Here is a 25240-nt window from a genome sequence, read left to right on the forward strand (position 1 = left end):
CTCAGTGGTCGCCGCGACGAGGATGACCCAGCCGTTCTCGACACCGGGCAGGAGAGCATCCTGCTGTGCCTTCGTGAACCGGTGGATCTCATCGAGGAAGAGAACGGTCGACAGCCCATACAGGTCGCGACTGGTCATCGCCTCGTCCATCACCTGTCGGACGTCGCGGACGCCGGCCGTCACGGCGGACAACTCGACGAACCGGCGACCTGAGCTGTGCGCGATCGACTGCGCAATGGTTGTCTTGCCTGTGCCGGGCGGGCCCCAGAGGATGACGGACACGGAACCTTTGTCGCCGGACTTGCTCGTCGCGAGGCTGACGAGTGGCGACCCTGGCTTCAGCAAGTGGCGCTGGCCGGCGACCTCGTCGAGGCTCTTCGGGCGCATCCGGACGGCGAGCGGCACACTGCCTGAGTGCAGCGCCGCTGTCGTATTAGCCATGATGCAAGGCTAACCCGCCGACACCGTGCTCAGCGCACCGGTGCCGCCGACCATTTGGTACGCAGACCGGGGTGACCGTAAAGTTTCAGCAGGGTGAGGAAGCCACAGGCTTCTCCCCCGCGCGACTGCGCACCCGCACCCATGGAGGATCCACGTGGCACCCAGCAGAATCGATGACCGTGCGTCCCGAGCGAACCGTGAACGTCTCAGGGGGTACAAGGCCCGCCAGGCCATGCACGAGTATCGGATCCACCGTCGTGTGCGCGACAACTGGATTGCTGTTATCGCGATCGTCGCGGTGGCCACAGGCGCCACGTTCGCCCAGCTCGCCTATTTCACTGCTGGCCCAGGCAACCCGGTCGCCACCGCTGAGCCCGAGCCCACGGAAACGCCAGCGCCCACCGGTGAGAACGTCGGAGACGTGCCTGATCCGGCCCTGGCCGAAGGCCGCACCTGGACCGGCGCACTGACGATCAACGATGTGCCGCTCGCGATCGAACTCGACGGCGCGGCAGCACCGCAGGCCGTCGCATCCTTCATCTCTCTCGCCCAGAGCGGGTTCTACAACGGCGTTCCCTGCCACCGGCTCACCAACGGCGGCTTCTTTGTGCTCCAGTGCGGTGACCCCGAGGGCGACGGCAGCGGTGGCCCCGGCTACAGCTACGGGCCGGTCGAGAACGCGCCGGCAGACGATGTCTACCCCGCCGGCACCATCGCCATGGCGCGGCAGAGCGGCAACGCATACAGCAACGGCAGCCAGTTCTTCATCGTCTACGAAGAGACGAGCATTCCATCGGATGCCGCGGGCGGTTACACGGTCCTCGGCAAAGTCACCAGCGGACTCGAGGAACTGAAGACTGCAGTGGTCGAGAAGGGCATTGAGGGTGGCGCCACAGACGGCCCGCCGGCCGTCCCGGTCTCGATCACGAGTGTCACCGTCGAATAGCTATCCGGCCCCAAGCCCCGACGTAATAGGCTTGAGCAGAGTTTCCGGTCGCACGCGAGTGTGACACCCACAGCAAGGTGAGGCACGTGTCTAATTCAGAGCAGCAACCATGGGGCCGCGTCGACGAGTCCGGCGCCGTCTTCGTTCGCGAGGGTGACGACTGGCGCGAAGTCGGCCAGTATCCCGATGGCACGGCCGAAGAAGCCCTCGCCTACTTCGAGCGCAAGTACGTCGACCTGGCCGGCCAGGTGACCCTTCTCGAGCAGCGCGTGAAGCGCGGAGCGCCGGCGGCGGATGTAGCCACGGCGGTCGCCCGCCTCGCCAAGAACCTGGACGGCGCCAACGCCGTTGGCGACCTGGAGGGCCTGAAGGCGCGTGTCGCCGCTCTTGACACCACCGTCGGCGAGCTGACCGAGCAGCAGGGCGAAGAAGCGAAAGCGGCCGTCGCCGAGGCGCTGGCCGTGCGCACCGCGATCGTGCAGGAAGCTGAAAAGCTGGCCGCGCAGGACCCTGCGAAGGCCCAGTGGAAGAACACAACCGAGCAGATCAATGCTCTGTTCGCCCAGTGGCAGACGCACCAGCAGGAAGGTCCGAAGCTGCCCAAGGGCGAAGCGAACGACCTTTGGAAGCGGTTCCGTTCCGCCAAGTCGACGATCGAGCAGAACCGCCGCGCGTTCTTCGCTGAACTCGACACGGTGCACCGAGATGCCAAGTCCCGCAAGCAGGCGCTGATCGAGAAAGCCGAAGCGCTGGTTGAAAAGGGCGTCGACGGCATCCCCGGCTACCGGGCGCTGCTCGACGAGTGGAAGCAGTCCGGTCGTGCAGGCAAGCGTCATGATGACGCGCTGTGGGCGCGCTTCAAAGCAGCCGGTGACGCGATCTACGCGGCGAAGTCCGAGGTGGATGCCCGCGACAACGCTGAATTCCAGGGGAACCTCGAAGCGAAACTCGCTCTTCTCGAAGAGGCAGAACCGCTTCTGGCCGAGACCGACCGCGACAAGGTGCGTTCGACGCTCGCCGACATCCAGCGCCGCTGGGATGACATCGGCAAGGTTCCCCGTGACCAGGTCAAGAATGTCGAAGACCGTCTTCGCAAGGTCGAGCAGCACCTTCGCACCATGGACGACGACCACTGGAAGCGCAACAACCCCGAGACCAAAGCGCGAACCGAGGGCCTCGCCGGACAGCTGAACGCCGCCATCGCGAAGCTCGAGCACGAACTCCAGGAGGCGAAGGCATCCGGAGACCAGGCCAGGATCACCGAGGCCACCGACGCGCTCGAAGCCCGCAAGCTCTGGCTCAACGCGCTCTCCTGATGTCGACGTCCGCTCAGCGGTCGAGCCGTCGGCGGCCGACCCCTCCTCCGGCAGCATCCGATCATCCCCGACGGGTGGTGCTCGTCGTCTTCGTCGCGGCGGCCATCGCGTTCGGGATAGTGAGCGGACTCAGCTACGGAAAGCGGTACCTTGCCGAGCCCGTCGACCTGTGGTGGGGCGACCTGATGCTCGAGCAGCGGACGGATGCCGGGCTCTTTCTGGCCTGGATTCCCGCCGTCATCGGCGGCCCGATTCCGATGCTGATCATCGGGCTGGCGATGGTGGGGACGTTCCTGTACCTGCGCTGGAAGGTCGTCGCGCTCACGGTGGCTGCCGCGATGGTGACGTCTGTGGCGATGGCCGCACCGCTCGCCGCTGCGGTCGCCAGGACCCGTCCGGAGACATCCCTCGCAGAGACGGTGCCAACGTCGTTCCCGTCAGGGCACACCGCGATGGCGGCCACGGTTGCGCTGGTTCTGGCCCTCATCTTCCGTCACTGGTTGCTGTGGGTTCTCGGAACGGTGTGGGTCGTCGCCATGGCGTGGTGCCGCACCTACCTCGAGGCACACTGGCTGACTGACGTCATCGCTGGGGCGTTGCTCGGTATCATCGCCGGATCGGTGGCGTGGCTTGCGATCGAGACGGTCCGCCGACGTCGGACACGGACGAAAGAGGAGCAGGGGATGACGGAGTCGCTCCGGTCCTGAGCCCGGGACTCTCCACACCGGCAACGCCAGGTCCGGCTCTACACAGGACCGCTGCACGGAGTTCGAGAGCCGCTGTTAAGGTGCAGGCTTTCCGGCATGGACTGCTTGCCGCCCGTCCTCACCCCGGGAACACTTCCGAACGCCGAACTCGCGGCAGCGAGGCTCGATGGTGAACTCTTCGCCGTCGACGAGGGGTGGGTGTGTGCAGACGAGCCAGACCGGCCCGAACTACGGGCGAGTGCGGTTGCTGCGCTGCTTCCAGCATCGGAGAGCACCCGCCGTCTCATCATGATGGGATTGACGGCGGCGTGGCTGCACGGTGGGACGGATGCTCCACCGCCTTGTCACGAAGTCTGTACGCGACTCGAGGAACGGGCGGCGCTGCGGCTGCCTCGGCGTTTTCTGTTCCGGGAACTGTCACTGACCGAAGCCGACGAGTGCCTGGTCGGATCCCTCCGGGTCACCACACCGGTTCGCACGGTGTTCGACCTCGCGCGGCGCGCTTCGGCGCGAGAAGCTGACCGCTACGCGATCGATAGCCTCGTTAGGGTGTTCGGTATCGGTCCCGACGACGTGGCCCGTAGCATCCGCAGCAGACTGCCTGGTGCGGGGCTTGCCGTGGACCGGATCGCGCTGGCTGCGGCTCAGCCGCCGTTGACCCGATACACGTCGTAGACCGCATCGATTCGGCGGACAGCATTGAGAACCCGGTCGAGGTGGGTGGTGTCCCCCATCTCGAACACGAACCGGCTGATCGCCAGCCGATTGGTGGACGTCGAGACCGTCGCGGAGAGGATGTTGACGTGGTGCTCACTGAGCACCCGAGTGACGTCACTGAGGAGTCCGGCACGGTCAAGCGCCTCGACCTGGATGTTGACGAGAAAGACGCTCTTGGACGTCGGTGCCCACTCAACGTCGATCATCCGTTCCGGTTCCTTCAGCAGTTCCTGCACGTTGTGGCAGTCGCTGCGGTGAACCGATACACCGGACCCACGGGTCACGAAACCCACGATGTCGTCGCCGGGAACCGGGGTGCAGCACTTGGACATCTTGACGAGGATGTCGGGAGCACCACGCACAAGCACGCCGGAGTCGCTGTGCGGCAACCGCCGGGTGCGCCCGCGGACCGGGAAGTCGATGGCCTCGACCTCGGCTTCGCTGTCGCCCTGCAGCAGGGCGGCGACTTTCTCGAGCACCGACTGCGTGGAGACGTGGCCTTCGCCGACGGCAGCGTAGAGCGCCGAGACGTCCTCGTACTTCATCTGGGCAGCGACCTCGGCGAACGAGTCCTGGCTCATGAGCTTCTGAAGCGGAAGGTTCTGCTTGCGCATCGCGCGTGCGATGGCATCCTTGCCCTGCTCAATCGCTTCGTCGCGGCGCTCCTTGGTGAACCATTGACGGATCTTGTTGCGCGCGCGCGTGCTCTTGACGAAGTGCAGCCAGTCCTGGCTGGGCCCTGAGTCAGGGTTCTTCGAGGTGAACACTTCGACCACGTCGCCGCTGTTGAGTTCGGTTTCGAGCGGCACGAGCCGTCCGTTGACCTTGGCACCCATGGTGCGGTGCCCGACCTCGGTGTGCACACCGTAGGCGAAGTCGACCGGGGTCGCGCCGGCGGGGAGACCGATCACCCGACCCTTCGGCGTGAAGACGTAGACCTCTTTCGCGCCGATCTCGAAGCGCAGCGAGTCGAGGAACTCCCCCGGGTCGGCTGTCTCTGCCTGCCAGTCGGAGATGTGGGCGAGCCAGACCATGTCGTTCTCGTTGGCCTTCGCCCCGGCGCTCTTGCCGTTGACGTTCTCTTTGTACTTCCAGTGCGCGGCGACACCGTACTCCGCGTGCTGGTGCATCTCGTGTGTGCGGATCTGGATCTCGACGCTCTTGCCGCCCGGCCCGATCACCGTCGTGTGCAGCGACTGGTACAGGTTGAACTTGGGCGTGGCGATGTAGTCCTTGAACCGGCCGGGGATCGGCGTCCACCGTGCGTGGATCGCACCGAGCACCGCGTAACAGTCACGCACCGAATTCACGAGAATCCGGATGCCGATGAGATCGTAGATCTCGTCGAAGTCACGACCGCGAACGATCATCTTCTGGTAGATCGAGTAGTACTGCTTCGGTCGCCCGACGACCTTGCCGCGGATCTTTGCTGCCTTGAGATCGTCGTTGACCGAGTCGATGACCTGGTGCACGAGCTCTTCACGCTGCGGGGTGCGTTGTTTGACGAGGCTTTCGATCTCGGCGTAGAGCTTGGGGTACAGGACGGCGAACGAGAGGTCTTCGAGCTCCCACTTGATCGTCTGGATACCCAGGCGGTGTGCGAGGGGCGTGTAGATCTCGAGCGTCTCCGTCGCCTTCTTCGCAGCCTTCTCCGGCGGCACGAAGCCCCAGGTCCTGGCGTTGTGCAGGCGGTCGGCGAGCTTGATCACGAGCACGCGGATGTCTTTCGACATCGCCACGATCATTTTCCGGACGGTCTCAGCCTGAGCACTTTCGCCGTACTTGACCTTGTCCAGTTTCGTGACGCCGTCGACGAGCATCGCGACTTCGTCACCGAATTCGGCGCGCAGCTCGTCGAGCGGATAACCGGTGTCCTCGACGGTGTCGTGCAGGAGCGCGGCGGCGAGGGTCTTCGGGCCGATACCTAGATCGGCGAGGATCTGCGCCACGGCGACCGGGTGAGTGATGTACGGTTCACCGCTCTGCCGCTTCTGTCCCCGGTGCGCCCGCTCAGCGACAGTGTAGGCGCGCTCGATGATGGAGAGATCGACCTTCGGGTGGTGCATCCTGGCGGTGCGAACGAGCCGGTCGACCGCGCCGGCCGGCTGGGCCTTCGAGAAGATCCGCGGAACAAGGCGGCGCAAGGAAGCGCTTGACGATTGCGTCTCAGTCATCGCTTGCCTCCTTACGCTCTATTATCCCGCGAGAAAGGGGTGGTCAGATCGCAGGTGCGATGACTGGCTCCACCGAACGCTTACGGGCATCCAAAATCCTGGCGTCACGCTTCCGGATCTCCGGTTCGTTCTGCCGGAACAGCGCGTACAACGGCGCCGCAACGAAGATCGTCGAGTAGGTGGCGACGATGATTCCGACGAACAGCGACAGCGAGATGTCGCGGAGCGTTTCGGCCCCGAGAATGAAGTCACCGATCAGGAGAATGGATGCCACCGGCAGTGCCGCCACCACGGACGTGTTGATCGAGCGCACGAGGGTCTGGTTCACTGCGAGGTTCACCGATTCGGCGAATGTCCGCGAGGAGTTCTCCCCGTCCTCTGTGGTGTTCTCCCGAATCTTGTCGAAGACGACGACGGTGTCATACAGCGAGTAGCCGAGGATCGTGAGGAAGCCGATGATGGCTGCCGGGCTGATCTCGAACCCGCTGGCCGAGTACACGCCCAGGGTGATGATGAGAACGTCGAGCAGCGCGATCATCGCCGCCGCCGACATCTTCCAGGTGCGGAAGTACAGCGCCATGATCAGGAACGCGAGCGCGAGGAAGATCAGGAGACCGGTGATCGCCTGTTTGGTCACGTCCTGGCCCCACGAGGCACCGATGAAGGACGTCGTGACGGCGCTCTCATCCACGTTGAACGCGGCAGCGAGAGCTGCGGCGACCTCGTCGGTCTGCTCGTTGGTCAGCTGGTTCGTCTGCACTCGGACCGAATCGTCGCCCACTGTGGTGACCTTCGCCACGGCGTCAGGAACGACGCTCGCGACGGCATCGGTCGCCTTGTCCTGGTCAGCGGATTCCACCGGTGAGATGGTGAACTGCGACCCACCCGTGAACTCGAAGCTCAGGTTGAAGCCGCCCTTGACCACCGGGACCAGGATCGAGGCGAGCACGAGCAGGATGGCGACGCTGAACCAAACCTTGCGGTTCCCAACGAAGTTGAAGGAACGCTTCCCCGTGTAGAGGTCGTTACCGAATGTGGTCAGGCTTGCCATTAGGAATCCTTCTCCTGGCTCTTTGTGCCGCCCGAAGCGATCAGCTCGGCCTGTTTGCGTTCTGCGATCGTCTGGCGCTTGGTGGCCTCACGACTGGACTTTGCTGCCTTCACCTTGTTGACCTCGGTCGGGGCACGGAACTGCGCCCGACCCCGGTAGACAGCGCCGAGCGCCTTCGGGTCGAGGCCGGAGAGCGGGTGACCGCTGGAGAAGAACCGGGTGCGCGCAAGGAGCTGGAGCATAGGGTGGGTGAAGAGGATAACGACGATCACGTCGATCACGGTGGTGACACCGAGGGTGAACGCGAAGCCCTTCACGTTGCCAACGGCGAGTACGTACAGCACGACGGCGGCGAGAAGGTTGACGCCCTTCGACGCGTAAATCGTGCGTTTGGCGCGCCGCCAGCCGGCTTCAACCGCCGACTCGAGTCCGCGGCCATCCCGCAATTCGTCTCGTATTCGTTCGAAGTAGATGATGAACGAGTCAGCCGTGAAGCCGATCGCCACGATCAAACCGGCGACACCGGCGAGCGAGAGACGGTAACCGTTGCGCCAGGACAGGATCGCAATGACGAGGTAGGTCAGTACTCCGGCGATGATGAGCGACGCGATGGTGACGAAGCCCAGCATGCGGTACTGAAAGAGGGTATAGATCCCGACGAGGATAAGGCCGATGATGCCGGCGAGAATACCGATCTGCAGCTGGCTCGAGCCGAGCGTCGCGGAGATCTGATCGGAGCTCTGCACGGTGAAGCTGATCGGCAGCGCGCCGTACTTCAGCTGGTCGGCGAGGGTCTTCGAGGACTCCTGGGTAAAGTTTCCGGAGATCTCGGGCCTGCCGTCGGAGATGACGGCGAGGGTCTGCGGCGCAGAGATGACCTGGTTGTCGAGCACGATCGCGAACTGGTTCTGCGGGCTCTCCAGGCCGTTCAGGCGGCTGGTCACCTTGGCGAACTGCTCGGTGCCCTCGCGGTCGAACCGGAGGTTGACAGCCCATTCGCCGGTGGTTGCGCCGGACTGGGTGGTGCGCATCCCGTTCGTGGCGTCGGTGATGTGCGAACCCTCGACCTCGACGGGGCCGAGGATGTACTTGACACTGCCGTCGACCTCACAAGCGACGATCGGCTGATCGGCTGGCTGGACGACGCCGGCTTCGACCGGCTGGCTGCAGTCGAAGGCCTGGTACTCGGCCTGCAGTGCCGGGGTGATCTGGCTGAGGTCGCTGGGGCTGGTCGGTTCTGCCGTTGGTGTGTTCGGCAGGGCGGGGTCCGGCGTCGGGTACGGGGTCTCGGTTCCGTCTTCGCCCACGAAGGTGTTCGAGGGCTGACCGGCGACGAGCACCGGGCGGAATTCGAGCTTCGCGGATGCCTCGATACGCTTTCGGGTCTCCTCATCGGCCTTACCGGGGATGGAGACGACGACGTTGTTGCCCTCGGTGTTGACTTCGGCTTCGGACACACCGGAGGCGTCGACACGCTGGCGGATGATCGACACAGCCTGGTTGAGCTGGTCCGATGTCGCCTGGCTGCCATCCTCGATGTTCGGCTGGAGGATGATCTGCGTGCCGCCCTCGAGGTCGAGCGCGAGCTTAGGCGCCCAGCTGGCGTTGCTGGTGAGGATGCCGCCGATGAGGATGGCGAGGAGGCCAAGGGTGATGACACCCAGCCAGGTCAGGGAGCGCCTGGCCATGCGGGTAGGCGACAACTTCGACTGTGCCAACGGCGTACTCAGCTTTCTATGACCGCCCATTCCCGCAGGAGGGCGGGACGGACGCTTCGAGGTGGTGCAGACTTCGGGACGGGCGCCGACAGGGCGCCGCGTCCCTCACGAAGACTACTGGTCGGTGTTCTTCTCACGTGAATCAGAAGCAGGCTTGGTGTCCGTGGTGTCGGCGCTCTCGCCGAACTCGGGCGCTGCAGGGTATGTGGGGTGGTCTTCGTTGACCTGCTCCGGAGCGCTGTCGGAGACATCGTCAGCTTCAGCAGGAGCCACTTCGTCGTCGAGGAAGCGGACGATGGTCTGCTTGTGGACGGTGAGCACGTTGCCCGGGCTTGTCTCGACCTGTACCTTGTCATCGTTCACGCTGAGGATGGTGCCGAAGACACCGAAGTTGGTCATCACCTCTGCACCGGGGACGATCTTCGTCTGCTTCTCTTCGAGGTCCTTCTTGCGCTTCTGTCCGTTGCGGAACATGAAGAAGATGAGGACGGCGAGAATGGCGAGCATGCCAATGCTGAGCGGGTCAAGAATCATGAGTTCTGTGGAGCCTTCCGCGATGAGATCACCGCAAGGTTAGGGATGGGGCCGATAGGCCAATTAAGGATTATAGAACATCGGGCAGTAGAGAACCCTGAGTGTAGGCCACCCCGAAGTGGGCAAACGCCTCTGGAGTCGCCATCCGCCCGCGCGGTGTTCGGGTGATCAGGCCGATTCGCACGAGGAACGGTTCAACCACGCTTTCGACGGTTTCGGCTTCTTCGCCGACGGAGACGGCGAGGGTGTTCAGCCCGACGGGCCCTCCCCCGAACCGGGTCAGCAGAATTTCCATCACCGCACGGTCGAGCCGGTCCAGCCCGAGCTCATCGACGTCGTACAGGTTCAGTGCGGCTCGGACGGATGCCATGTCGGCGTCTGCTCGGTGGACGAGAACGTAATCGCGCACCCGGCGCAGCAGCCGGTTGGCGATGCGTGGGGTTCCGCGGCAGCGGCCGGCGATCTCGGCGAGAGCGTTGTCGTCGATTGGGAAGTTGAGCATCCGCGCCGCCCGCTGCAGCACCTGCTCGAGTTCGGGTGCGTCATAGAACTCGAGGTGTGCGGTGAAGCCGAAGCGGTCACGGAGCGGGTTCGGCAGAAGGCCGGACCGCGTGGTCGCACCCACGAGGGTGAACGGCGCCAGGTCGAGCGGTACCGACGTTGCCCCCTGCCCTTTGCCCACCATGATGTCGATGCGGAAGTCCTCCATGGCGAGGTAGAGCATCTCTTCAGCGGAGCGCGCCATCCGGTGGATCTCATCGATGAAGAGGACTTCGCCCGGCACAAGGCTGGAGAGCACGGCAGCGAGGTCGCCGGCGTGCTGGATCGCGGGGCCGCTCGACATCCGGAGAGGCTTCTGGCTTTCATGCGCGACGATCATGGCCAGGGTTGTCTTGCCGAGACCAGGAGGGCCGGCGAGCAGGATGTGATCGGCGGTGCGGCCCTGGAGTGCTGCTGCCCGCAGCAGGAGTTCGAGCTGGCCGCGGACCTTGGTCTGCCCGACGAATTCGCCGAGGCTCTGCGGGCGCAGAGCGCCCTCGAAGACCAGTTCGGCGTCGGATTGCGGCTCAGGGTCGGTGAGGTCGAAGTCGCTCATGCGCGGACCGCGGATGCTGCGCCGTGCTGGGCGGGACCGAGCTGGGCCAGTGCGAGGCGCAGGAGCGTCTGCACGGGGAACGTCGCGGCATCCGGGTTCGAGGAGATCACGTTGGCGACGGCGTCGACGGCGACCTTCTCTGACCAGCCGAGCCCGACGAGGGCGACGACCACCTGGTCACCGGTTGGCGGAACCACGGTGGATGCTGCAGGTTCGGTGTGGGCGATGAGTTTGCCGGCGAGGGACACGACGATGAGTTTCGCCGTCTTGGGGCCGATGCCGGAGACCTTGCGGAAGACAGCGTCGTCCTCGGTCGCGACAGCGGTCGCGATCTGTCCTGGGCCGAGAACGGAGAGTACGCCGAGGGCCGACTTGGGTCCGACCCCGGTGACCCCGGTGAGCAGTTCGAAGACGGAGAGTTGCTCACGGGTTTCGAAGCCGAACAGGCTCATGGAGTCCTCACGCACGATGAACGAGGTGTGGACGAACGCCTGGTCGCCGACACGGAGGGCGAGGGCATGTTCGGGGGTGACCTGGACCGCATAGCCGATGCCGCCGACCTCGAGAACGACGTTGCCGCCGACGGCTGAGAGGACTGTTCCACGTACGCTTGAGATCACGCTTCCAGCCTACGTTGGGCATCCGACAGAGGAGGGATCGCCACGCTGCCGCGGGTTGACTCCGGATGCTGGCGGCGGCGGGAGTGGCGTCGGTTCGTCCGTCCCAAACGCCGGTTCTCCGGCGGGGTTGTCGACTTCTGCGCCCGATGAGCACGCAGCGCCGTGCCCCAGCTAGCGGCCGCCCCTGGCCGCCTTCTCGGCCTTCGCCCACGCCTCCTGGGCGGGCGTGAGCGTTGTCGCCGCTCCCCCGGATGCAGGGATGCCTCCCCGCCAGGCGTGACAGATGGCGAGTGCCAGCGCGTCGGCGGCATCCGCCGGCTGCGGCGGTTCGGCGAGCCCGAGCACGCGGGCCACCATGGTCGCGACCTGCTTCTTGTCAGCAGACCCGTATCCGGTGATCGCCGCCTTCACCTCGGACGGCGTGTGGAGTCCCACCCGCAGGTCCCGCTTCGCGGCGGCATGCAGTGCAAGGCCGGACACCTGGGCGGTTCCCATCACCGTGCGGAGATTGTGCTGCGCGAACACCCGCTCCACTGCGACCGCCTGGGGCAGGAACTCGTCGAGCGCGTCATCGAGACCCCGCCCGATGACGAGTAGCCGCTGGTCGATGGGCGCATCGATGGCGCTCCGAACGACCGTGTACGACACCAGCCGTGCCTTCCGGTTGGGTTCGACGTCGACGATTCCGATCCCACAGCGTGTGAGGCCGGGGTCGACGCCGAGCACCCGGAGGGTCACCGCCTAATCGTCCTCGGTCTGAAGCTCGGCCTGGGCCTCAGGCGACAGGTCGTAGTTGCTGTAGATGTTCTGCACGTCGTCGGAGTCCTCGAGCGCGTCGATGAGCTTGAAGATCTTGCGCGCGGTCTCGGCATCGACTTCGACCTTGAGGTTCGGCACGAACGCGGCGTCGGCCGAGTCGTAGTCGATGCCGGCTTCCTGCAGCGCCGTACGGGTGGCGACCAGGTCGGACGGCTCGGTGAGGATCTCGAAGGTTTCACCCTCGTTGACCACTTCTTCTGCACCAGCGTCGAGGACGGCGGTGAGGACGTCGTCTTCGGTCGTGCCTGACGCGGGGACGACGATGATGCCCTTGCGTGCGAAGTTGTATGCGACGCTTCCCGGGTCACCCATGGTGCCGCCATTGCGGCTCATGATCGTGCGCACGTCAGCGGCTGCACGGTTCTTGTTGTCGGTCAGACACTCGATGAGCAGGGCGACACCGTGCTGGGCGTAGCCCTCGTACATGATCGTCGTGTAGCTGACCGACTCACCCGACAGACCGGCGCCACGCTTGACCGCGCGGTCGATGTTGTCGTTGGGGACGGAGGTCTTCTTCGCCTTCTGGATTGCGTCGACGAGCGTCGGGTTGCCTGACAGGTCGGCGCCGCCCATCTTCGCGGCGACCTCGATGTTCTTGATGAGCTTCGCGAACGCTTTGGCACGGCGTGAGTCAGTGATCGCCTTCTTGTGCTTCGTCGTCGCCCACTTGGAGTGTCCGGACAATGTGCTCCCTTACTGGATGGCTAACCGCCCTAGTCTAAATCACCCGGCAGGGCTTGCACGGGTTCAGGCTGCGTGTGCGCGAACCTTGTCGAGGAAATAGGCGTGGAACCGGATGTCTCCGGTCACTTCAGGATGGAATGCGGTGCCCAGCAGGTTACCTTGCTCCACTGCGACGACGCGACCGTCGGCGAGTGAGGCGAGCGCTGTGGCCCGCGGTCCGAGTGTGTCGACCACGGGGGCCCGAATGAAAACGGCGTGGACCGGTTCGCCCCCGAGAACGGGAACGTCAAGGTCGGTTTCGAAGGAGTCGAGTTGCGAGCCGAAGGCGTTCCGGCGCACGACGACGTCGAGCCCACCGAGCGTTTGCTGCCCCGCGATGCCGTCGGTGATGCGGTCGGCAAGGAAGATCAGCCCGGCACAGGTCCCGTAGACGGGCAGACCCGATGCGATCGCCTGCTTCAGGGGCTCGGCGAGGCCGAACGTTCTGGACAGTTTGTCCTGCACGCTCGACTCACCGCCGGGCAGGATCAGCCCGTCGACGGCGGCCAGTTCCTCTGGCCGCCGGACGTTGACGACATCCGCACCGAGTCCACGCAGAACGATCGCGTGTTCCCGGAAATCTCCCTGGAGGGCGAGGACCCCGATTCGAGGCGTTCCGCTACCAGCCACGTTCGGCGAGGCGGTGCGGCGCGGCGAGATCGGAGACGTTGATGCCGACCATGGCTTCACCGAGTCCGCGTGACACTTCGGCGATCACGGAGGGGTCGTCGAAGAAGGTGGTTGCCTTGACGACGGCTGCCGCGCGCTTCTCCGGGTTGCCGGACTTGAAGATGCCCGAGCCGACGAAGACGCCATCGGCGCCAAGCTGCATCATCATCGCGGCATCCGCCGGGGTTGCGACGCCGCCGGCGGTGAAGAGGACGACGGGGAGTTTGCCGGTCTCCGCGATCTCGGCGACGAGCTCGTATGGTGCCTGCAGCTCCTTGGCCGCGACGTACAGCTCGTCCTTCGACATCGAGCTCAGCTGGGCGATCTCGCTCTTGATCTTGCGGATATGTTTGGTCGCCTCAGAGACGTCGCCGGTTCCGGCCTCGCCCTTCGAGCGGATCATCGCCGCGCCTTCGTTGATGCGGCGCAAAGCTTCACCCAGGTTGGTCGCACCACAGACGAACGGCACGTTGAAGTCCCACTTGTCGATGTGGTTGACGTAGTCGGCGGGGCTGAGCACCTCTGACTCGTCGATGTAGTCGACGTTGAGCGCCTGCAGAACCTGAGCTTCGACGAAGTGGCCGATGCGGGCCTTCGCCATGACCGGGATGGAAACCTCGGCGATGATCGACTCGATCAGGTCGGGGTCGCTCATCCGGGCGACACCACCCTGCGAACGGATGTCCGCGGGCACGCGCTCGAGGGCCATAACGGCGACTGCGCCGGCGTCTTCGGCGATACGCGCCTGCTCGGCTGTGACGACGTCCATGATGACGCCGCCCTTCAGCATTTCTGCAAGACCGCGCTTGACGCGGTTGGAACCCTGTTCGCCGGTGTTGTTGCTGTTAGTCATAGTGATTTCATCCTAGATCGTTGGGAGAGGAGCGTGCGGCCACGTTTCGCCGGCACGGGTTCAATCGGTGGGCCAGGCCTCCGCGATGGCGGCGCGGACGTCACCGAGGAGTTGAGGCAGCGCTTTCGTCTTCGCGATGATCGGCAGGAAGTTCGAGTCCTGCGCCCAACGCGGAACGATGTGCTGGTGAAGGTGCCCGGCGATGCCGGCGCCGGCGACGATGCCCTGGTTCATGCCGATGTTGAAGCCGTCATTCCTCGACACGGTTCGCACCACAGTCATGGCCGTCTGGGTCAGTGCGCCGATCTCGGCCACTTCCTCAGGCGTTGCTTTGTCGTAGGTCGGGATGTGGCGGTACGGGCAGACGAGCAGGTGGCCGCTGTTGTACGGGAACAGGTTGAGCAGCACGTATGCGTGTTTGCCGCGCGCGACGATGAGGGCATCCTCGTCGTCCATCTGTGGGGCATGGCAGAACGGGCACTCGTCCTTGTCCGGCTGTTGACCGTGCTGGATGTATACCAGACGGTGTGGCGTCCACAACCGCTGGAACTCGTCGGGAACCCCGGCCAGGTGCGCTGCAGACTCGACGGAGTCGGCAATCGGCGCAGCCTGTTCGTTCGGTTCTTCGTGGTCGCCGAGTCCTAGTCGAGCCATGCGGTAGACACCTGCGCATGGCTTGTGATGGACGACACGATCCGTTCGATCGCCTCGTCGACGGGGATGCCATTGAGCTGGGATCCGTCGCGGAACCGGAAGCTGACCGCGCCGTTGGCCCGGTCGTCCTCACCGGCGATGAGCTGGAACGGGATCTTCGCTTTGGTGTGGGTGCGGATCTTCTTCGGCATCCGGTCGTCGCTGTGGTCGACCTGCACACGGACGCCGCGCTTCTTGAGCTTCGCGGCGATCTCGTCGAGGTATGGCGCGTACTCCTCTGCGACGGGGATGCCGATCGCCTGGATCGGAGACAACCAGACCGGGAACGCGCCGGCGTAGTGCTCGAGCAGGATCGCGAAGAAGCGCTCGACCGATCCCAGAAGCGCACGGTGGATCATCGCCGGGCGCTGGCGGGTGCCGTCGGCGGCCGTGTACTCGAGTTCGAAGAGTTCCGGCTGGTTGAAGTCGAGCTGCACCGTCGACAGCTGCCAGGTGCGTCCGATGGCGTCACGCGCCTGGACGGAGATCTTCGGGCCGTAGAACGCCGCTCCACCCGGATCGTCGACGAGCTCGAGACCGGAGTCAAGGGCGACGTCGCGGAGAGTCTGGGTGGCGCTCTCCCAGACGTCGTCGTCTCCCACGAATTTGACCGGGTCCTTCGTCGAGAGCTCGAGGTAGAAGTCGTCGAGACCGTAGCCGCGGAGGGTTTCGAGCACGAACTGCAGCTGGCGGCCGACCTCGTCCTTGATCTGGTCCCGGGTGACGTAAATGTGGGCGTCATCCTGCGTGAGGCCACGGACCCGGGTGAGGCCCGAGAGCGTTCCGCTCTTCTCGTAGCGGTAGACGGTGCCGAACTCGGCTAGCCGGAGCGGAAGCTCCCGGTAGCTGCGCCCACGCGCCCGGAAGATCAGGTTGTGCATCGGGCAGTTCATGGGCTTCAGGTAGTAGTCCTGGCCCTGTTTGGTGACGTTGCCGTCGGCATCCGTCTCCACGTCGATGTGCATGGGTGGGAACATGCCGTCGCGGTACCAGTTCAGGTGCTGGCTGATCTCGTACAGGTGCCCCTTGGTGATGTGGGGTGTGTTGACGAGTTCGTAGTCGTTCTCGATCAGTTGTTCGCGGAGGTAGTTCTCGATCTCGGAGCGGATGATGCCGCCCTTGGGGTGGAACACGGCGAGGCCGGACCCGATCTCGTCGGGGAAACTGAACAGGTCGAGTTCTGAGCCGAGCTTGCGGTGGTCGCGTTTCGCGGCCTCCTCAAGGCGGGACTGGTACGCCCGGAGTTCGTCCTTGGTGGGCCAGGCCGTTCCGTAGATGCGCTGCAGCTGCGGGTTCTTCTCCGAACCACGCCAGTAGGCGGCAGCAACGCGAGTGAGCGCGTAACCGTTGCCGATCATGCGGGTGTTCGGCAGGTGCGGGCCCCGGCAGAGGTCCTTCCACTCGGTATCACCCGTCTTCGGGTTGACGTTGTCGTAGATGGTGAGCTCCGCTCCCCCGACCTCGACGTTTTCGTTGTCCGCGCCCTCGGCCGACCCGCCCTTGAGGCCGATCAGCTCGAGCTTGAACGGCTCGCCGGCGAGTTCTTCACGGGCCTCGTCGTCTGTCACGACCCGGCGGACGAAGCGCTGCCCCTGGCGGATGATCCGGTCCATCTCCTTGGACAACGCCTTGAGGTCCTCAGGGGTGAACGATTCGGCGACCTGGAAGTCGTAGTAGAAGCCGTCGGTGATGGGCGGCCCGATGCCGAGCCGGGCATCCGGGTTGACCTTCTGCACGGCTTGGGCGAGAACGTGCGCCGCCGAGTGGCGCAGAATGCTGAGACCGTCGGCAGAGTCGATCGTCACCGCCTCCACATCGTCGGTGTCGGTGAGCGTCGTCGCCAGATCCTTCAACTCGCCGTTGACGCGCATCGCGACAACGGAACGGTCGGTAAATCTCTCGAATCCGTCAGACACCTGGTTTGCTCCTCTTGTAGTAAGACTCTCCAACTTTAGCGTCGTCGGGCATGACGCTCGTGCCGGTGCCACGCTGAGGTGCTCGCGCCCTAGAGTGAATGCACCCGACGATCAAGAGGAACCGCACCGTGCCCCAACCTTCAGCGCAGCGCACACCGATGGAATCCGCCGACGGGCGGCGTCCGTGAGCGCTCGCGACAGGACCGAGTTTGTCTTCGGCGACCTCACCATGCTTGTCCGGCGGTGGGATTCCGGGCCCGGGGCCGGCGATTCAACGTTCGTCCTCGTCCACGGCATCGGGGTGTCATCACGCTACTTCGAGCGGCTGGCCGAAGAACTCAAGCGCTTCGGCACCGTGTTCGCCGTCGACCTGCCCGGTTTCGGGGCTGCCCCGCGACCTCCACGGCAGTTGACGATCGAAGCCGGGGCCGCCCTGCTCGCCGAATTCGTCCGCTCCGAACAGCTGGGGGGCGCTGTGCTCGTCGGGCACTCGATGGGCAGCCAGTTCGTGGTCGAGACCGCGGCCGTGCACCCGACAGGGATCGGGGCGCTGGTCCTCGCAGGACCGGTCGTGGACGAGCGCGCGCCGAAGCCGTGGCAGCAGGGAATGCGCCTCGGCCGTGACATGCTGCGTGAGACGCCGAGCGCGAACTGGATCGTCGCGACCGACTACGTGCGCAGCGGCATCCGTTGGTATCTGAGGGAGCTTCCCGTCATGCTCGGGTACCGCACCGAAGAAAGACTGCCGCTCGTCTCGGTTCCCGTGCTCGTCCTGCGCGGCGAACGCGACCCGATCGCCCCACACGGCTGGTCGGCCAGGCTCACCGAAACGGCGCGGGACGGCAGGCTCGTTGAGGTGCCGGGGGCCGCGCACGTCGTGCAGCATACGCGGGCAGGGGACGTGGCGGGAATTCTCGCCGACTTCGGCGCCCGCATCCCCGCTATCGAGCCGACGTCTCAGCCACGAGAGCCTCGGCGCTCTTAGCCGGGATGGCTGCGCGTTTCGCCCGGCGAGGCTGGAGGGTTCTGGTCGGAAGCTCCGGTCCGTTCCACACCTTGAGAATCGCCCATGCGACGGCAGTGATCGGAACGGCCAGAATGGCGCCGATGACTCCACCGACGATCGTGCCGGCGGTGAGGGCGACCAGGATGACGAGCGGGTGGAGCTTGAGCGACTGGCCCATGACGATCGGCTGGAGGAAGTTGCCCTCGAGCTGGTTCACGCCGACCGCGATGGCGAGAACGATGAGGGCCGTGACCGGACCGTTCTCTGTGCCGACCAGGGCGACGAGCGCCGCAAGGAGGCTCGCTAGGGTGGCGCCGACGATCGGGATGAAGCTGCTGACGAACACGATGACCGTGAGCGGCAGCGCGAGTGGAACCTGAAGGATGACCAGCCCGAGGCCGATGAAAAAGGCGTCGACGAAGGCGATGATCGCTGTGCCGCGAACGTAACCGCCGAGCACCCGAACCGAGGTTCGACCGATTCGCTTGCCGCGTTCGAGCCGTTCCCCGGACAACGGTTTGAGGAAGAACCTCCACATTTCGTCGCCGTCCTTCAGGAAGTAGAACAGGACGACGATGGCGAGGACCAGACCCGTGACGATGTTCGCCGCCACGGAGACTCCGGCGAGTGCTCCTGAGCCGAATTGGCTGCTGGTGACAAAGTCGATGACCGTGTCAGTGGCATCCTCGATCTGTTGCGCATCGATCGGAAGCGGTCCATCCTTCAGCCAGGCGATCAGGTGGTCGATGCCTTCGACGGCCCGGCGGGCCAACTCATCCCACTGGTTTCGGACGGCGAAGACGATCAGTGTGATGACACCGCCGAAGAAGATTATTCCGGCGAGCAGTGTGACCCAGGCCGCGAGGAGGCCGGACATGAACCGTCGCAGCCAGACGATCGCCGGCGCGGCGGCGGCTGCGACGATCAAAGCGATGAGCACGGGGATGACCACGAGCTTCAACTGGATCATGCCGATGACGGCCACGGACGCAAGCGTGATGATCACGAGAATCTGGACGCTGCGGGTGCCGATGTGGCCCAACCGGTCGGTCCACAGTTCGCGGACGGACTTGTCGTGGCCCTCAGGGCGTTGAATCTCCGGTCGTTGGATCTCTGGGCTCATTTTCACAGAGTAGTTTGTGCATCCGTTCTGCCCGGTGGGGTTGCGCGGCGTGTGGGCGGCCGTGAGTATGCGGTCTCTTCTGATTGCCCACACGCAAAGCCCGCATTCTTGGCCGCTGGTCACGGTACTTTGCAGGTCGGGCACCGTCAAGGTATCGACGGCAAGGCTGGGGAGGCGTAGTAAGGGGGAATGAAGGCACTCACCTGGCAAGGCAAACGCTCCGTCTCAGTCGAAACCGTCCCTGACCCCACGATCGAGAAACCCACGGATGTTGTCATCCGCGTGACCTCCACCGCCATCTGCGGTTCCGACCTGCACCTCTATGAGATGCTCGGCCCGTTCCTGTCGAAGGGCGACGTGCTCGGCCACGAAACGATGGGAGTCGTCGAGGAGGTCGGCGGAGCGGTTACTCGCCTCTCTCCCGGCGACCGCGTGGTGATTCCTTTCGTCATCGCGTGTGGCGACTGCTACATGTGCGCTCGTGGGCTCCACACCCAGTGCGAAACGACGCAGAACACCGAGAAGGGCACCGGTGCCGCGCTTTACGGCTACACCGAGTTGTACGGGTCTGTGCCCGGTGGGCAGGCAGAGCGGTTGCGCGTGCCGTTGGCAGACTTCAACGCCACGAAAGTGGGCCACGACCTGCCGGACGACCGGTATCTGTTCCTCAGCGACATTCTCCCGACCGCCTGGCAGGGTGTCGTCTACGCCGATCTGCCGTCCGACGGCATCCTCGCTGTGATGGGGCTGGGACCGGTTGGGCAGTTCGTCGGCCGGATCGGGAAGTACCTGGGGCATCGCGTTCTCGCGGTCGAGCCCGTGCCCGAGCGCCGGGAGATGGCGGAACGCTACGGCATCGAGACGTTCGACCTGACCGACGACATTGTGGAACGGCTCCGCGACGCCACGGATGGGCGAGGTGCGGACTCGGTTGTCGAAGCGGTCGGGATGGAGGCTCACGGGAGCCCCGGTGCCGCGTTCGCGCAGAGTGCGGTCGGTCTGTTGCCCGATCCTCTCGCGAAGAAACTGATGGACACGGCTGGCGTCGACCGAATGGCCTCGCTCTACACGTCGTTCGACTCCGTCCGCCGTGGCGGCACCGTGTCGTTGAGCGGCGTGTACGCGGGCGAGGCCGACCCGCTTCCGATGAAGACCCTGTTCGACAAGCAGGTGAGCATCCGGATGGGACAGTGCAACGTGCAGCGTTGGCGGAGCGAACTTCTGCCACTCGTCGAGGACCCGGCCGACCCGCTCGGCGCAGAGGATCTCGTGACCCACCGGGTTCCCCTGGACAAGGCGCCGCAGATGTACGAGATGTTCCAGAAGAAGGAGAACGGCTGCATCAAGGTTGTGCTGAAGCCGTGATACCTGAGCGTGGTCACCTGCTCCGGTCAGGACCACTCGGCGCGCCGGGTGGATCCGTCCGGAACAGGTGATGACGCGGCTGGCGCGAGATTTCCGCGTCAGAGGCGACTGCGCTTCAGGATGTCGTCGCTCGGTTTGGTCGGTTCCTCGGACGCGCGGCTCGACTCGACGTCTCCGTCCTGCCGTGAGCGCGGCGCATGCGGTCCAGGGGTCGCCGGTCCGATCCGGTGTTAAACGATAGAAGCCCGGACATTTCTGTCCGGGCTTCTTCTGTGTGAGCGATACTGGGATCGAACCAGCTGGAGCGCGGCGCATGCGGTCCAGGGGTCGCCGGTCCGATCCGGTGTTAAACGATAGAAGCCCGGACATTTCTGTCCGGGCTTCTTTTGTGTGAGCGATACTGGGATCGAACCAGCGACCTCTTCCGTGTCAGGGAAGCGCGCTACCGCTGCGCCAATCGCTCATGCTAATTGCTATGGTAATTCAGTTTTGAGTGTGAGGTGGCGACGGGATTCGAACCCGTGTGGACGGCTTTGCAGGCCGCTGCCTCGCCTCTCGGCCACGCCACCGCGTGTGGTTGCCCACATGCCGTGGTCAACCCGAAGGCTAACCCCAACACTCGAGCGGATGACGAGATTCGAACTCGCGACCCTCACCTTGGCAAGGTGATGCGCTACCACTGCGCCACATCCGCATTTGCTCGCATTCCTGCGTGCTTGAAAGACTCTACTTGATGATGAGCCGAGAAACAAAATCGAGTTACCGTGTTGTCATTTCGCGGCACAAAGACGCGAAAACGGATCCCATGTGGTTCGCGAGCCGGGTCCGGTTCCGGTACGATGAGACGTCGTCGTGAACCGTCAGGTTCGCGTGAAATGGGCGATTGGCGCAGTTGGTAGCGCGCTTCCTTCACACGGAAGAGGTCATCGGTTCGAGTCCGGTATCGCCCACCAGGTCGGCCCGCGGACATCCGTGGGCCTTTTTTCGTTGCACCCCGGGCTGGCAGGCCCAGCACGGGTTGCTCCGGCGAAAATGGCTGGCGAATGTGACGCGAACCAGCCATTATCGACCGAGCAGGCGTCGTTCCGACCGATGTCGACCGAGGCCGGCGACGGAAGCAGGGAGCCGCACGCATGATGCACGATGACGAGGTCCTGATCGACGCAGGGCTCGTTGGTCGGCTTATCGCCGATCAGTTCCCTGAGTACTCCCACCTGCCTTTCCGCGAGGTCCGCTCGATGGGCACGGTGAATGCGGTGTTCCGGATCGGAGGGCGGCTTGCCGCCCGGCTCCCGCGCGTGTTCAGGTGGTCAGGCGACCTGGAGAACGAGCTCGCCTGGCTCCCCGTGCTCCGGCCGCAGCTCCCGCTACCCATACCCCGGCCGGTCAAGACCGGCCGCGCTTCGGATGACTTCCCGATGACCTGGGCGGTCTACGAGTGGATCGACGGTTCGCCGTATGTCGGTGGCGCTATCCACCACGAGGTTGCGGCCGCGCGTGACCTCGCTCGTTTCGTTGCTGCGCTGCGCCGGATCGACCCGACGGGGCTCCTCCAGCGGGCTGAATGCCGCTCCTTGAGCTCGACGCCGTCACTCGTGACGCCCTTCACGCATCCTCCGACGTCATCGACGCTGCGGCGGCCACGGCGGCATGGGACATCGCTCTGGACGGCACGAAGTGGGCGGAGCAACCGGTATGGATTCACACAGACCTGCTCAGGCCGAACCTTTTGGTGAACGACGGCAGGCTGACAGCGGTCATCGACTGGGGCGGAGCCGGCGTGGGCGATCCTGCCGCGGATGTCATTGCCGCCTGGAGCGTCTTCGGTGAGGCCGGCCGCCGGGAGTTCCGGAACGTACTGCAGGTGCAGGACGATGTGTGGAACCGCGCTCGTGGCTTCGCGCTGCACCAGGCTGTCATGATCATTCCCTACTACCGGCAGACGAACCCGGAGTTCGCGAAGATCGCTGCGCGCACCATCAGTGAGATCGTGCACGAGGCAACCTCCTGAACGCGGAGAAGTGCCGTGCACCGGTTAGCGGTACACGGCACTTCCGCCTGAGAGCCCGGGTCAGCCGAGATATGACCTCAGCGCCTTGCCGTCCAGGCTCACTTTGACCAGCTTGGCGACGGGCAACGGGCCCTCAGGGCCGAGTTCGAATGTGTCCGTGGTGAGGTACAGGTTCTTCCCTGCGATCTCAATCGCCGCCGGAGACGAGATCGGGAACTGCGTAACCGCCCCGTCGCCCCACGGCGGGACGACGGAAACCTGGCCTTCGCCGTCTGCTCCACCGAACAACTCCGTGACGAACACGACGCCCTGCTTCGAGACCGCGAGATTCGTCGCGCTGACGAAGCCCTCGGCGAAGGGTTGCACGTCGCCGGACCAGGGGTTCACCTTGTAGACGACTCCGCGCGCGCCGAGGCTCGCATCCTCGGGCCCGCCGGGAAGAGTGCTGACGTACAGCCAGCCCTTTGGGCCCACTTCCACGTCGGTTGGCACCGGCTCGAACCGATACGAGTGGCCAACAACGCACGCCGGCATGCCGAAGGCCTCGGCGGTTTCGGCGGTCACAGCCACCGGGGCCGTCGGAGGAAGTACCGCAACGGTCGAGACGTTCCCGTCGTAACCGACTTTGAGGATGGCGTTCATCCCCGCATCCGCGACATAGACACCCTCTCGCGTAGCCAGGGACGCATATGGGTGTGTGTCGACGGCGCCCTCGTACGTCGGCTGCGAGAACTGCGACGTCGGGTCGGGTACGAATTGAGAGGCGCAGCTTGCGGGCAGATCCACGAAACCGTAGGTGTTGACGGCGTCGGGATTCTCCTGCTCCTCGTGAGCGAAGAGGTCAGCGACCTGGACCGGTTCCTGCCCCTTTGAGACCCTCATGAGCACAGCCCGCGTGTGATCCTGCGCGACCTGTGCGTAATACACGGTATTGCCGCGTGCGCTGACGGCGCTGATCTCATCACCGTCGCCGCCCAGAACGTCAGTCTTCTCGCCGCTAGCTGTCACCCTGGTGAGAGTGCCTGGGAAGTTCTGCGTGATCCATGCGGCCCCATTCGATTGGACCTCGAGAGAGAACGGTGCCATCAGCCCGTCGGCGAGCACCTCCTGGTTGGCGACGATCGGTGGATGATCGCCGTGGGCCGACGCCGGCGTGGCGAGGGCGACTGTGGTGAGGACAGCAGCGCAGACCGCAGCCGTCAGGGTCGTAACTTTCACTCCATGCTCCTTTGCGATGTGGTGACAGAGCACGTCACGACGACATCGCGGGGGCAGGATGACACTCTCTCGACAGGGCAGGTGACAGGCGCATCTGAGCGAAACAGTCATGAGCATTGCTCATGTTCAGCAAACCGTATCGACGATAGCTCGGCTTGTCGAGCCCTTCGCTTGCAAGAGCCGGCGGTCAGTCCAGATATTTGGTCGTGACGAGGATAGCGCGGTGGTCGGATGCTCCAGCCGGGAGGGTCTTGACGTCGTCGATTCCCATGTTGACGCTCGTCACGAAGTCGAAGTGGCCGCGGAAGATCTTGTACCGGGAGTAGGTCCGCGAGTTACTCAGGGACAGCTCGTAGCCCATCTCCTGAATCCTGCGGCGGAGGTTGTTCTTGAAGATCGGGTAGTTGAAGTCGCCGACCATGACCGTGGGAATTCCCTCAGCGAGGGAATGGAGTTCCGCATGCGCCGTCTTGATCTGATGCCGACGCAGCGAGTTAAGGGCTGTCAGCGGCGCCGCATGAAACGATGCCACGAGCATCTCGCGGCCGGCCTCCTTGTCAATGAGCTTCGTTGCCAGGAGTCGTTCGGTGGCCGGCGAGAACAGCCGGTCGTGCAACGACTTCTTCAGTTCGAACGCCGTCGTGGACACCGGCGAGAACCGGTCGACGTTGTAGTAGATCGCAAGTCCGAGCCGGTTCCCCCGAGTGGAGTCGGCCAGCCGCAGGTTGCCCACTTCCGCCGGCAGAAGATTGCTGTCCGCTTCCTGGAGGCACAGGACATCCGCGTCGTACAACGTTTCCAGGCCGAGAAGTTCAGCGCTTGCCGCGTGCTTGCGGAGGTTGTAACTGATGATTCTGATGAGATACCCCGTCCGGACGAATCGATTGGAAAATTCTAACGCTGTGCGGAGACCGTTCGGTTCAGTGCCAGCCGTAGCGAGCAGTGAGGATATCAGCCACGCGCGAGAATCGGGCGGCATCCAGGGCCGCGGCTTCGCGACGCATCCCGTCGGGATACACGCGGAAGATCCGCTCCACGCCGACCCAACTCGGCCTTCCCTGCGAGTCCCAGCTCCCCCGGCCGATGGAAACGAAACTCGACGCATCGCCATGGGGTTTGCTGGTCAGCGCCACCGCCATTACCTCATCACCCTGCCCCGCAGCGACCAGCAACACCGGGCGGTCCTTCCCCCGGCCGTCACGCTCCTCGTACGGCACCCAGGTCCAGACGATCTCGCCCGGATCCGGGTTGCCATCCGTAGACGGCGAATACGCCATCCGAACGGGCCCGATCCTGCTCGGGTCCACCTCGACGGTGGCTCGCGGACCGAAACGGCCGGGCTGATCCTCGCCAGACGGCTCCTGTCCGGCTGGAGTAACCGGCGGCCGGGCGTGGGGTTCGGCAGGCCGACTCAGCAGGCGAACGACGGAATGGACAAGTCGGCCGAGGGATGCCATCAGTGGCGTTCCCCACGATCGCTCGCGCGTTGGCGTGACGGGGCAGGTCGACGGTTCAGCTCTCGGC

At 64.7% G+C, this 25240-nt stretch carries 25 protein-coding genes and 4 tRNA genes; 9 read left to right on the plus strand and 20 right to left on the minus strand.

Annotated features, from left to right (window positions below; translation table 11 throughout):
* On the minus strand, positions 1-441 hold a 441-nt coding region (locus BM197_RS11710), incomplete at its 3' end, for an AAA family ATPase (protein WP_143095065.1).
* A gap of 154 nt (positions 442-595) precedes the next feature.
* On the opposite strand from BM197_RS11710, the gene BM197_RS11715 reads away from it, so the two are divergent.
* The 4 genes from BM197_RS11715 to BM197_RS11730 all read left to right on the plus strand — a co-directional run bounded on the left by BM197_RS11715 (position 596) and on the right by BM197_RS11730 (position 4085).
* Positions 596-1387 (plus strand): peptidylprolyl isomerase, encoded by a 792-nt coding sequence (locus tag BM197_RS11715; protein WP_090711745.1) that lies wholly within the window; start codon positions 596-598, stop codon positions 1385-1387.
* An 86-nt stretch (positions 1388-1473) separates the two neighbouring features.
* Positions 1474-2703, plus strand: coding sequence for a DUF349 domain-containing protein (locus BM197_RS11720; RefSeq protein WP_090711747.1), 1230 nt, complete (start codon positions 1474-1476; stop codon positions 2701-2703).
* Positions 2703-3410: a phosphatase PAP2 family protein gene (locus BM197_RS11725; RefSeq protein ID WP_245762517.1), complete on the plus strand. Its 708-nt coding sequence runs from the start codon at positions 2703-2705 to the stop codon at positions 3408-3410. Before BM197_RS11720 ends, BM197_RS11725 begins: the two co-directional genes overlap by 1 nt.
* Positions 3411-3506: 96 nt before the next feature.
* Complete coding sequence (locus BM197_RS11730) at positions 3507-4085, plus strand: type IV toxin-antitoxin system AbiEi family antitoxin (RefSeq protein ID WP_090711749.1); 579 nt, start codon at positions 3507-3509, stop codon at positions 4083-4085.
* On the opposite strand, the gene BM197_RS11735 is transcribed toward BM197_RS11730, so the two are convergent.
* The 12 genes from BM197_RS11735 to thrS form a co-directional block, all read right to left on the minus strand.
* Positions 4055-6301 (minus strand): RelA/SpoT family protein, encoded by a 2247-nt coding sequence (locus BM197_RS11735; RefSeq protein ID WP_090711751.1) that lies wholly within the window; start codon positions 6299-6301, stop codon positions 4055-4057. The two genes, BM197_RS11730 and BM197_RS11735, sit on opposite strands and share 31 nt — an antisense overlap.
* A gap of 43 nt (positions 6302-6344) precedes the next feature.
* Complete coding sequence (gene secF / locus BM197_RS11740; RefSeq protein WP_090711754.1) at positions 6345-7352, minus strand: protein translocase subunit SecF; 1008 nt, start codon at positions 7350-7352, stop codon at positions 6345-6347.
* On the minus strand, positions 7352-9040 hold the full coding sequence (gene secD / locus BM197_RS11745; protein ID WP_245762518.1) for a protein translocase subunit SecD: 1689 nt from the start codon (positions 9038-9040) through the stop codon (positions 7352-7354). The genes secF and secD overlap by 1 nt, the downstream gene beginning before the upstream one ends.
* A gap of 144 nt (positions 9041-9184) precedes the next feature.
* Positions 9185-9604, minus strand: a complete 420-nt coding sequence (yajC, locus tag BM197_RS11750) for a preprotein translocase subunit YajC (RefSeq protein WP_090711758.1) — start codon at positions 9602-9604, stop codon at positions 9185-9187.
* 70 nt (positions 9605-9674) lie between these two features.
* Positions 9675-10700, minus strand: coding sequence for a Holliday junction branch migration DNA helicase RuvB (gene ruvB / locus BM197_RS11755; protein ID WP_090711760.1), 1026 nt, complete (start codon positions 10698-10700; stop codon positions 9675-9677).
* The gene (ruvA, locus tag BM197_RS11760; RefSeq protein WP_090711762.1) at positions 10697-11320 is read right to left on the minus strand and encodes a Holliday junction branch migration protein RuvA; all 624 of its coding nucleotides are present in this window, start codon (positions 11318-11320) and stop codon (positions 10697-10699) included. Before ruvA ends, ruvB begins: the two co-directional genes overlap by 4 nt.
* 171 nt (positions 11321-11491) lie before the next feature.
* Positions 11492-12058: a crossover junction endodeoxyribonuclease RuvC gene (gene ruvC / locus BM197_RS11765; protein ID WP_090711764.1), complete on the minus strand. Its 567-nt coding sequence runs from the start codon at positions 12056-12058 to the stop codon at positions 11492-11494.
* Positions 12059-12061: 3 nt separating this feature from the next.
* Positions 12062-12823 carry a YebC/PmpR family DNA-binding transcriptional regulator gene (locus BM197_RS11770; protein WP_090711766.1) on the minus strand — a complete coding sequence of 254 codons (762 nt, stop codon included), beginning with the start codon at positions 12821-12823 and terminating at the stop codon, positions 12062-12064.
* Between the two features lie 63 nt (positions 12824-12886).
* Complete coding sequence (gene pdxT / locus BM197_RS11775; protein ID WP_090711768.1) at positions 12887-13492, minus strand: pyridoxal 5'-phosphate synthase glutaminase subunit PdxT; 606 nt, start codon at positions 13490-13492, stop codon at positions 12887-12889.
* Positions 13482-14384, minus strand: a complete 903-nt coding sequence (gene pdxS / locus BM197_RS11780) for a pyridoxal 5'-phosphate synthase lyase subunit PdxS (protein ID WP_090711770.1) — start codon at positions 14382-14384, stop codon at positions 13482-13484. Before pdxS ends, pdxT begins: the two co-directional genes overlap by 11 nt.
* 60 nt (positions 14385-14444) lie before the next feature.
* Positions 14445-15038 carry an HIT family protein gene (locus BM197_RS11785; RefSeq protein ID WP_090711771.1) on the minus strand — a complete coding sequence of 198 codons (594 nt, stop codon included), beginning with the start codon at positions 15036-15038 and terminating at the stop codon, positions 14445-14447.
* Positions 15026-16948 carry a threonine--tRNA ligase gene (thrS, locus tag BM197_RS11790; protein WP_218151869.1) on the minus strand — a complete coding sequence of 641 codons (1923 nt, stop codon included), beginning with the start codon at positions 16946-16948 and terminating at the stop codon, positions 15026-15028. Before thrS ends, BM197_RS11785 begins: the two co-directional genes overlap by 13 nt.
* Positions 16949-17177: 229 nt before the next feature.
* Between thrS and BM197_RS11795 the strand changes: the two genes are divergently transcribed.
* Positions 17178-17978, plus strand: a complete 801-nt coding sequence (locus BM197_RS11795; protein WP_245762519.1) for an alpha/beta fold hydrolase — start codon at positions 17178-17180, stop codon at positions 17976-17978.
* On the opposite strand, the gene BM197_RS11800 is transcribed toward BM197_RS11795, so the two are convergent.
* Positions 17935-19122 carry an AI-2E family transporter gene (locus BM197_RS11800; RefSeq protein ID WP_090711775.1) on the minus strand — a complete coding sequence of 396 codons (1188 nt, stop codon included), beginning with the start codon at positions 19120-19122 and terminating at the stop codon, positions 17935-17937. The two genes, BM197_RS11795 and BM197_RS11800, sit on opposite strands and share 44 nt — an antisense overlap.
* A 189-nt stretch (positions 19123-19311) precedes the next feature.
* Here BM197_RS11800 and BM197_RS11805 point away from each other — a divergent pair, with 189 nt between their 5' ends.
* Positions 19312-20487: an alcohol dehydrogenase catalytic domain-containing protein gene (locus tag BM197_RS11805; RefSeq protein ID WP_090711777.1), complete on the plus strand. Its 1176-nt coding sequence runs from the start codon at positions 19312-19314 to the stop codon at positions 20485-20487.
* Positions 20488-20878: 391 nt separating this feature from the next.
* On the opposite strand, the gene BM197_RS11810 is transcribed toward BM197_RS11805, so the two are convergent.
* The 3 genes from BM197_RS11810 to BM197_RS11820 all read right to left on the minus strand — a co-directional run bounded on the left by BM197_RS11810 (position 20879) and on the right by BM197_RS11820 (position 21181).
* A tRNA-Val gene (locus tag BM197_RS11810) sits at positions 20879-20950 on the minus strand.
* A gap of 35 nt (positions 20951-20985) precedes the next feature.
* Positions 20986-21056, minus strand: a tRNA-Cys gene (locus tag BM197_RS11815).
* A 53-nt stretch (positions 21057-21109) separates the two neighbouring features.
* A tRNA-Gly gene (locus tag BM197_RS11820) sits at positions 21110-21181 on the minus strand.
* Between the two features lie 183 nt (positions 21182-21364).
* On the opposite strand from BM197_RS11820, the gene BM197_RS11825 reads away from it, so the two are divergent.
* The 3 genes from BM197_RS11825 to BM197_RS16740 all read left to right on the plus strand — a co-directional run bounded on the left by BM197_RS11825 (position 21365) and on the right by BM197_RS16740 (position 22498).
* Positions 21365-21440: transfer RNA gene (locus tag BM197_RS11825), tRNA-Val, on the plus strand.
* A gap of 180 nt (positions 21441-21620) precedes the next feature.
* On the plus strand, positions 21621-22223 hold the full coding sequence (locus BM197_RS16735) for a phosphotransferase (protein WP_143095066.1): 603 nt from the start codon (positions 21621-21623) through the stop codon (positions 22221-22223).
* Positions 22145-22498 (plus strand): phosphotransferase, encoded by a 354-nt coding sequence (locus BM197_RS16740; protein ID WP_342714585.1) that lies wholly within the window; start codon positions 22145-22147, stop codon positions 22496-22498. The genes BM197_RS16735 and BM197_RS16740 overlap by 79 nt, the downstream gene beginning before the upstream one ends.
* Before the next feature lie 60 nt (positions 22499-22558).
* On the opposite strand, the gene BM197_RS11840 is transcribed toward BM197_RS16740, so the two are convergent.
* The 3 genes from BM197_RS11840 to BM197_RS11850 all read right to left on the minus strand — a co-directional run bounded on the left by BM197_RS11840 (position 22559) and on the right by BM197_RS11850 (position 25173).
* Positions 22559-23716, minus strand: a complete 1158-nt coding sequence (locus BM197_RS11840) for a ScyD/ScyE family protein (protein WP_090711781.1) — start codon at positions 23714-23716, stop codon at positions 22559-22561.
* Positions 23717-23903: 187 nt separating this feature from the next.
* Positions 23904-24575 (minus strand): endonuclease/exonuclease/phosphatase family protein, encoded by a 672-nt coding sequence (locus BM197_RS11845; protein WP_090712110.1) that lies wholly within the window; start codon positions 24573-24575, stop codon positions 23904-23906.
* Positions 24576-24636: 61 nt separating this feature from the next.
* The gene (locus tag BM197_RS11850; RefSeq protein WP_090711783.1) at positions 24637-25173 is read right to left on the minus strand and encodes a type II toxin-antitoxin system PemK/MazF family toxin; all 537 of its coding nucleotides are present in this window, start codon (positions 25171-25173) and stop codon (positions 24637-24639) included.
* Between the last annotated feature and the right edge of the window lie 67 nt (positions 25174-25240).

The sequence above is a fragment of the Mycetocola miduiensis genome (assembly GCF_900115155.1).
Classification (GTDB): Bacteria; Actinomycetota; Actinomycetes; order Actinomycetales; family Microbacteriaceae; genus Mycetocola_A; species Mycetocola_A miduiensis.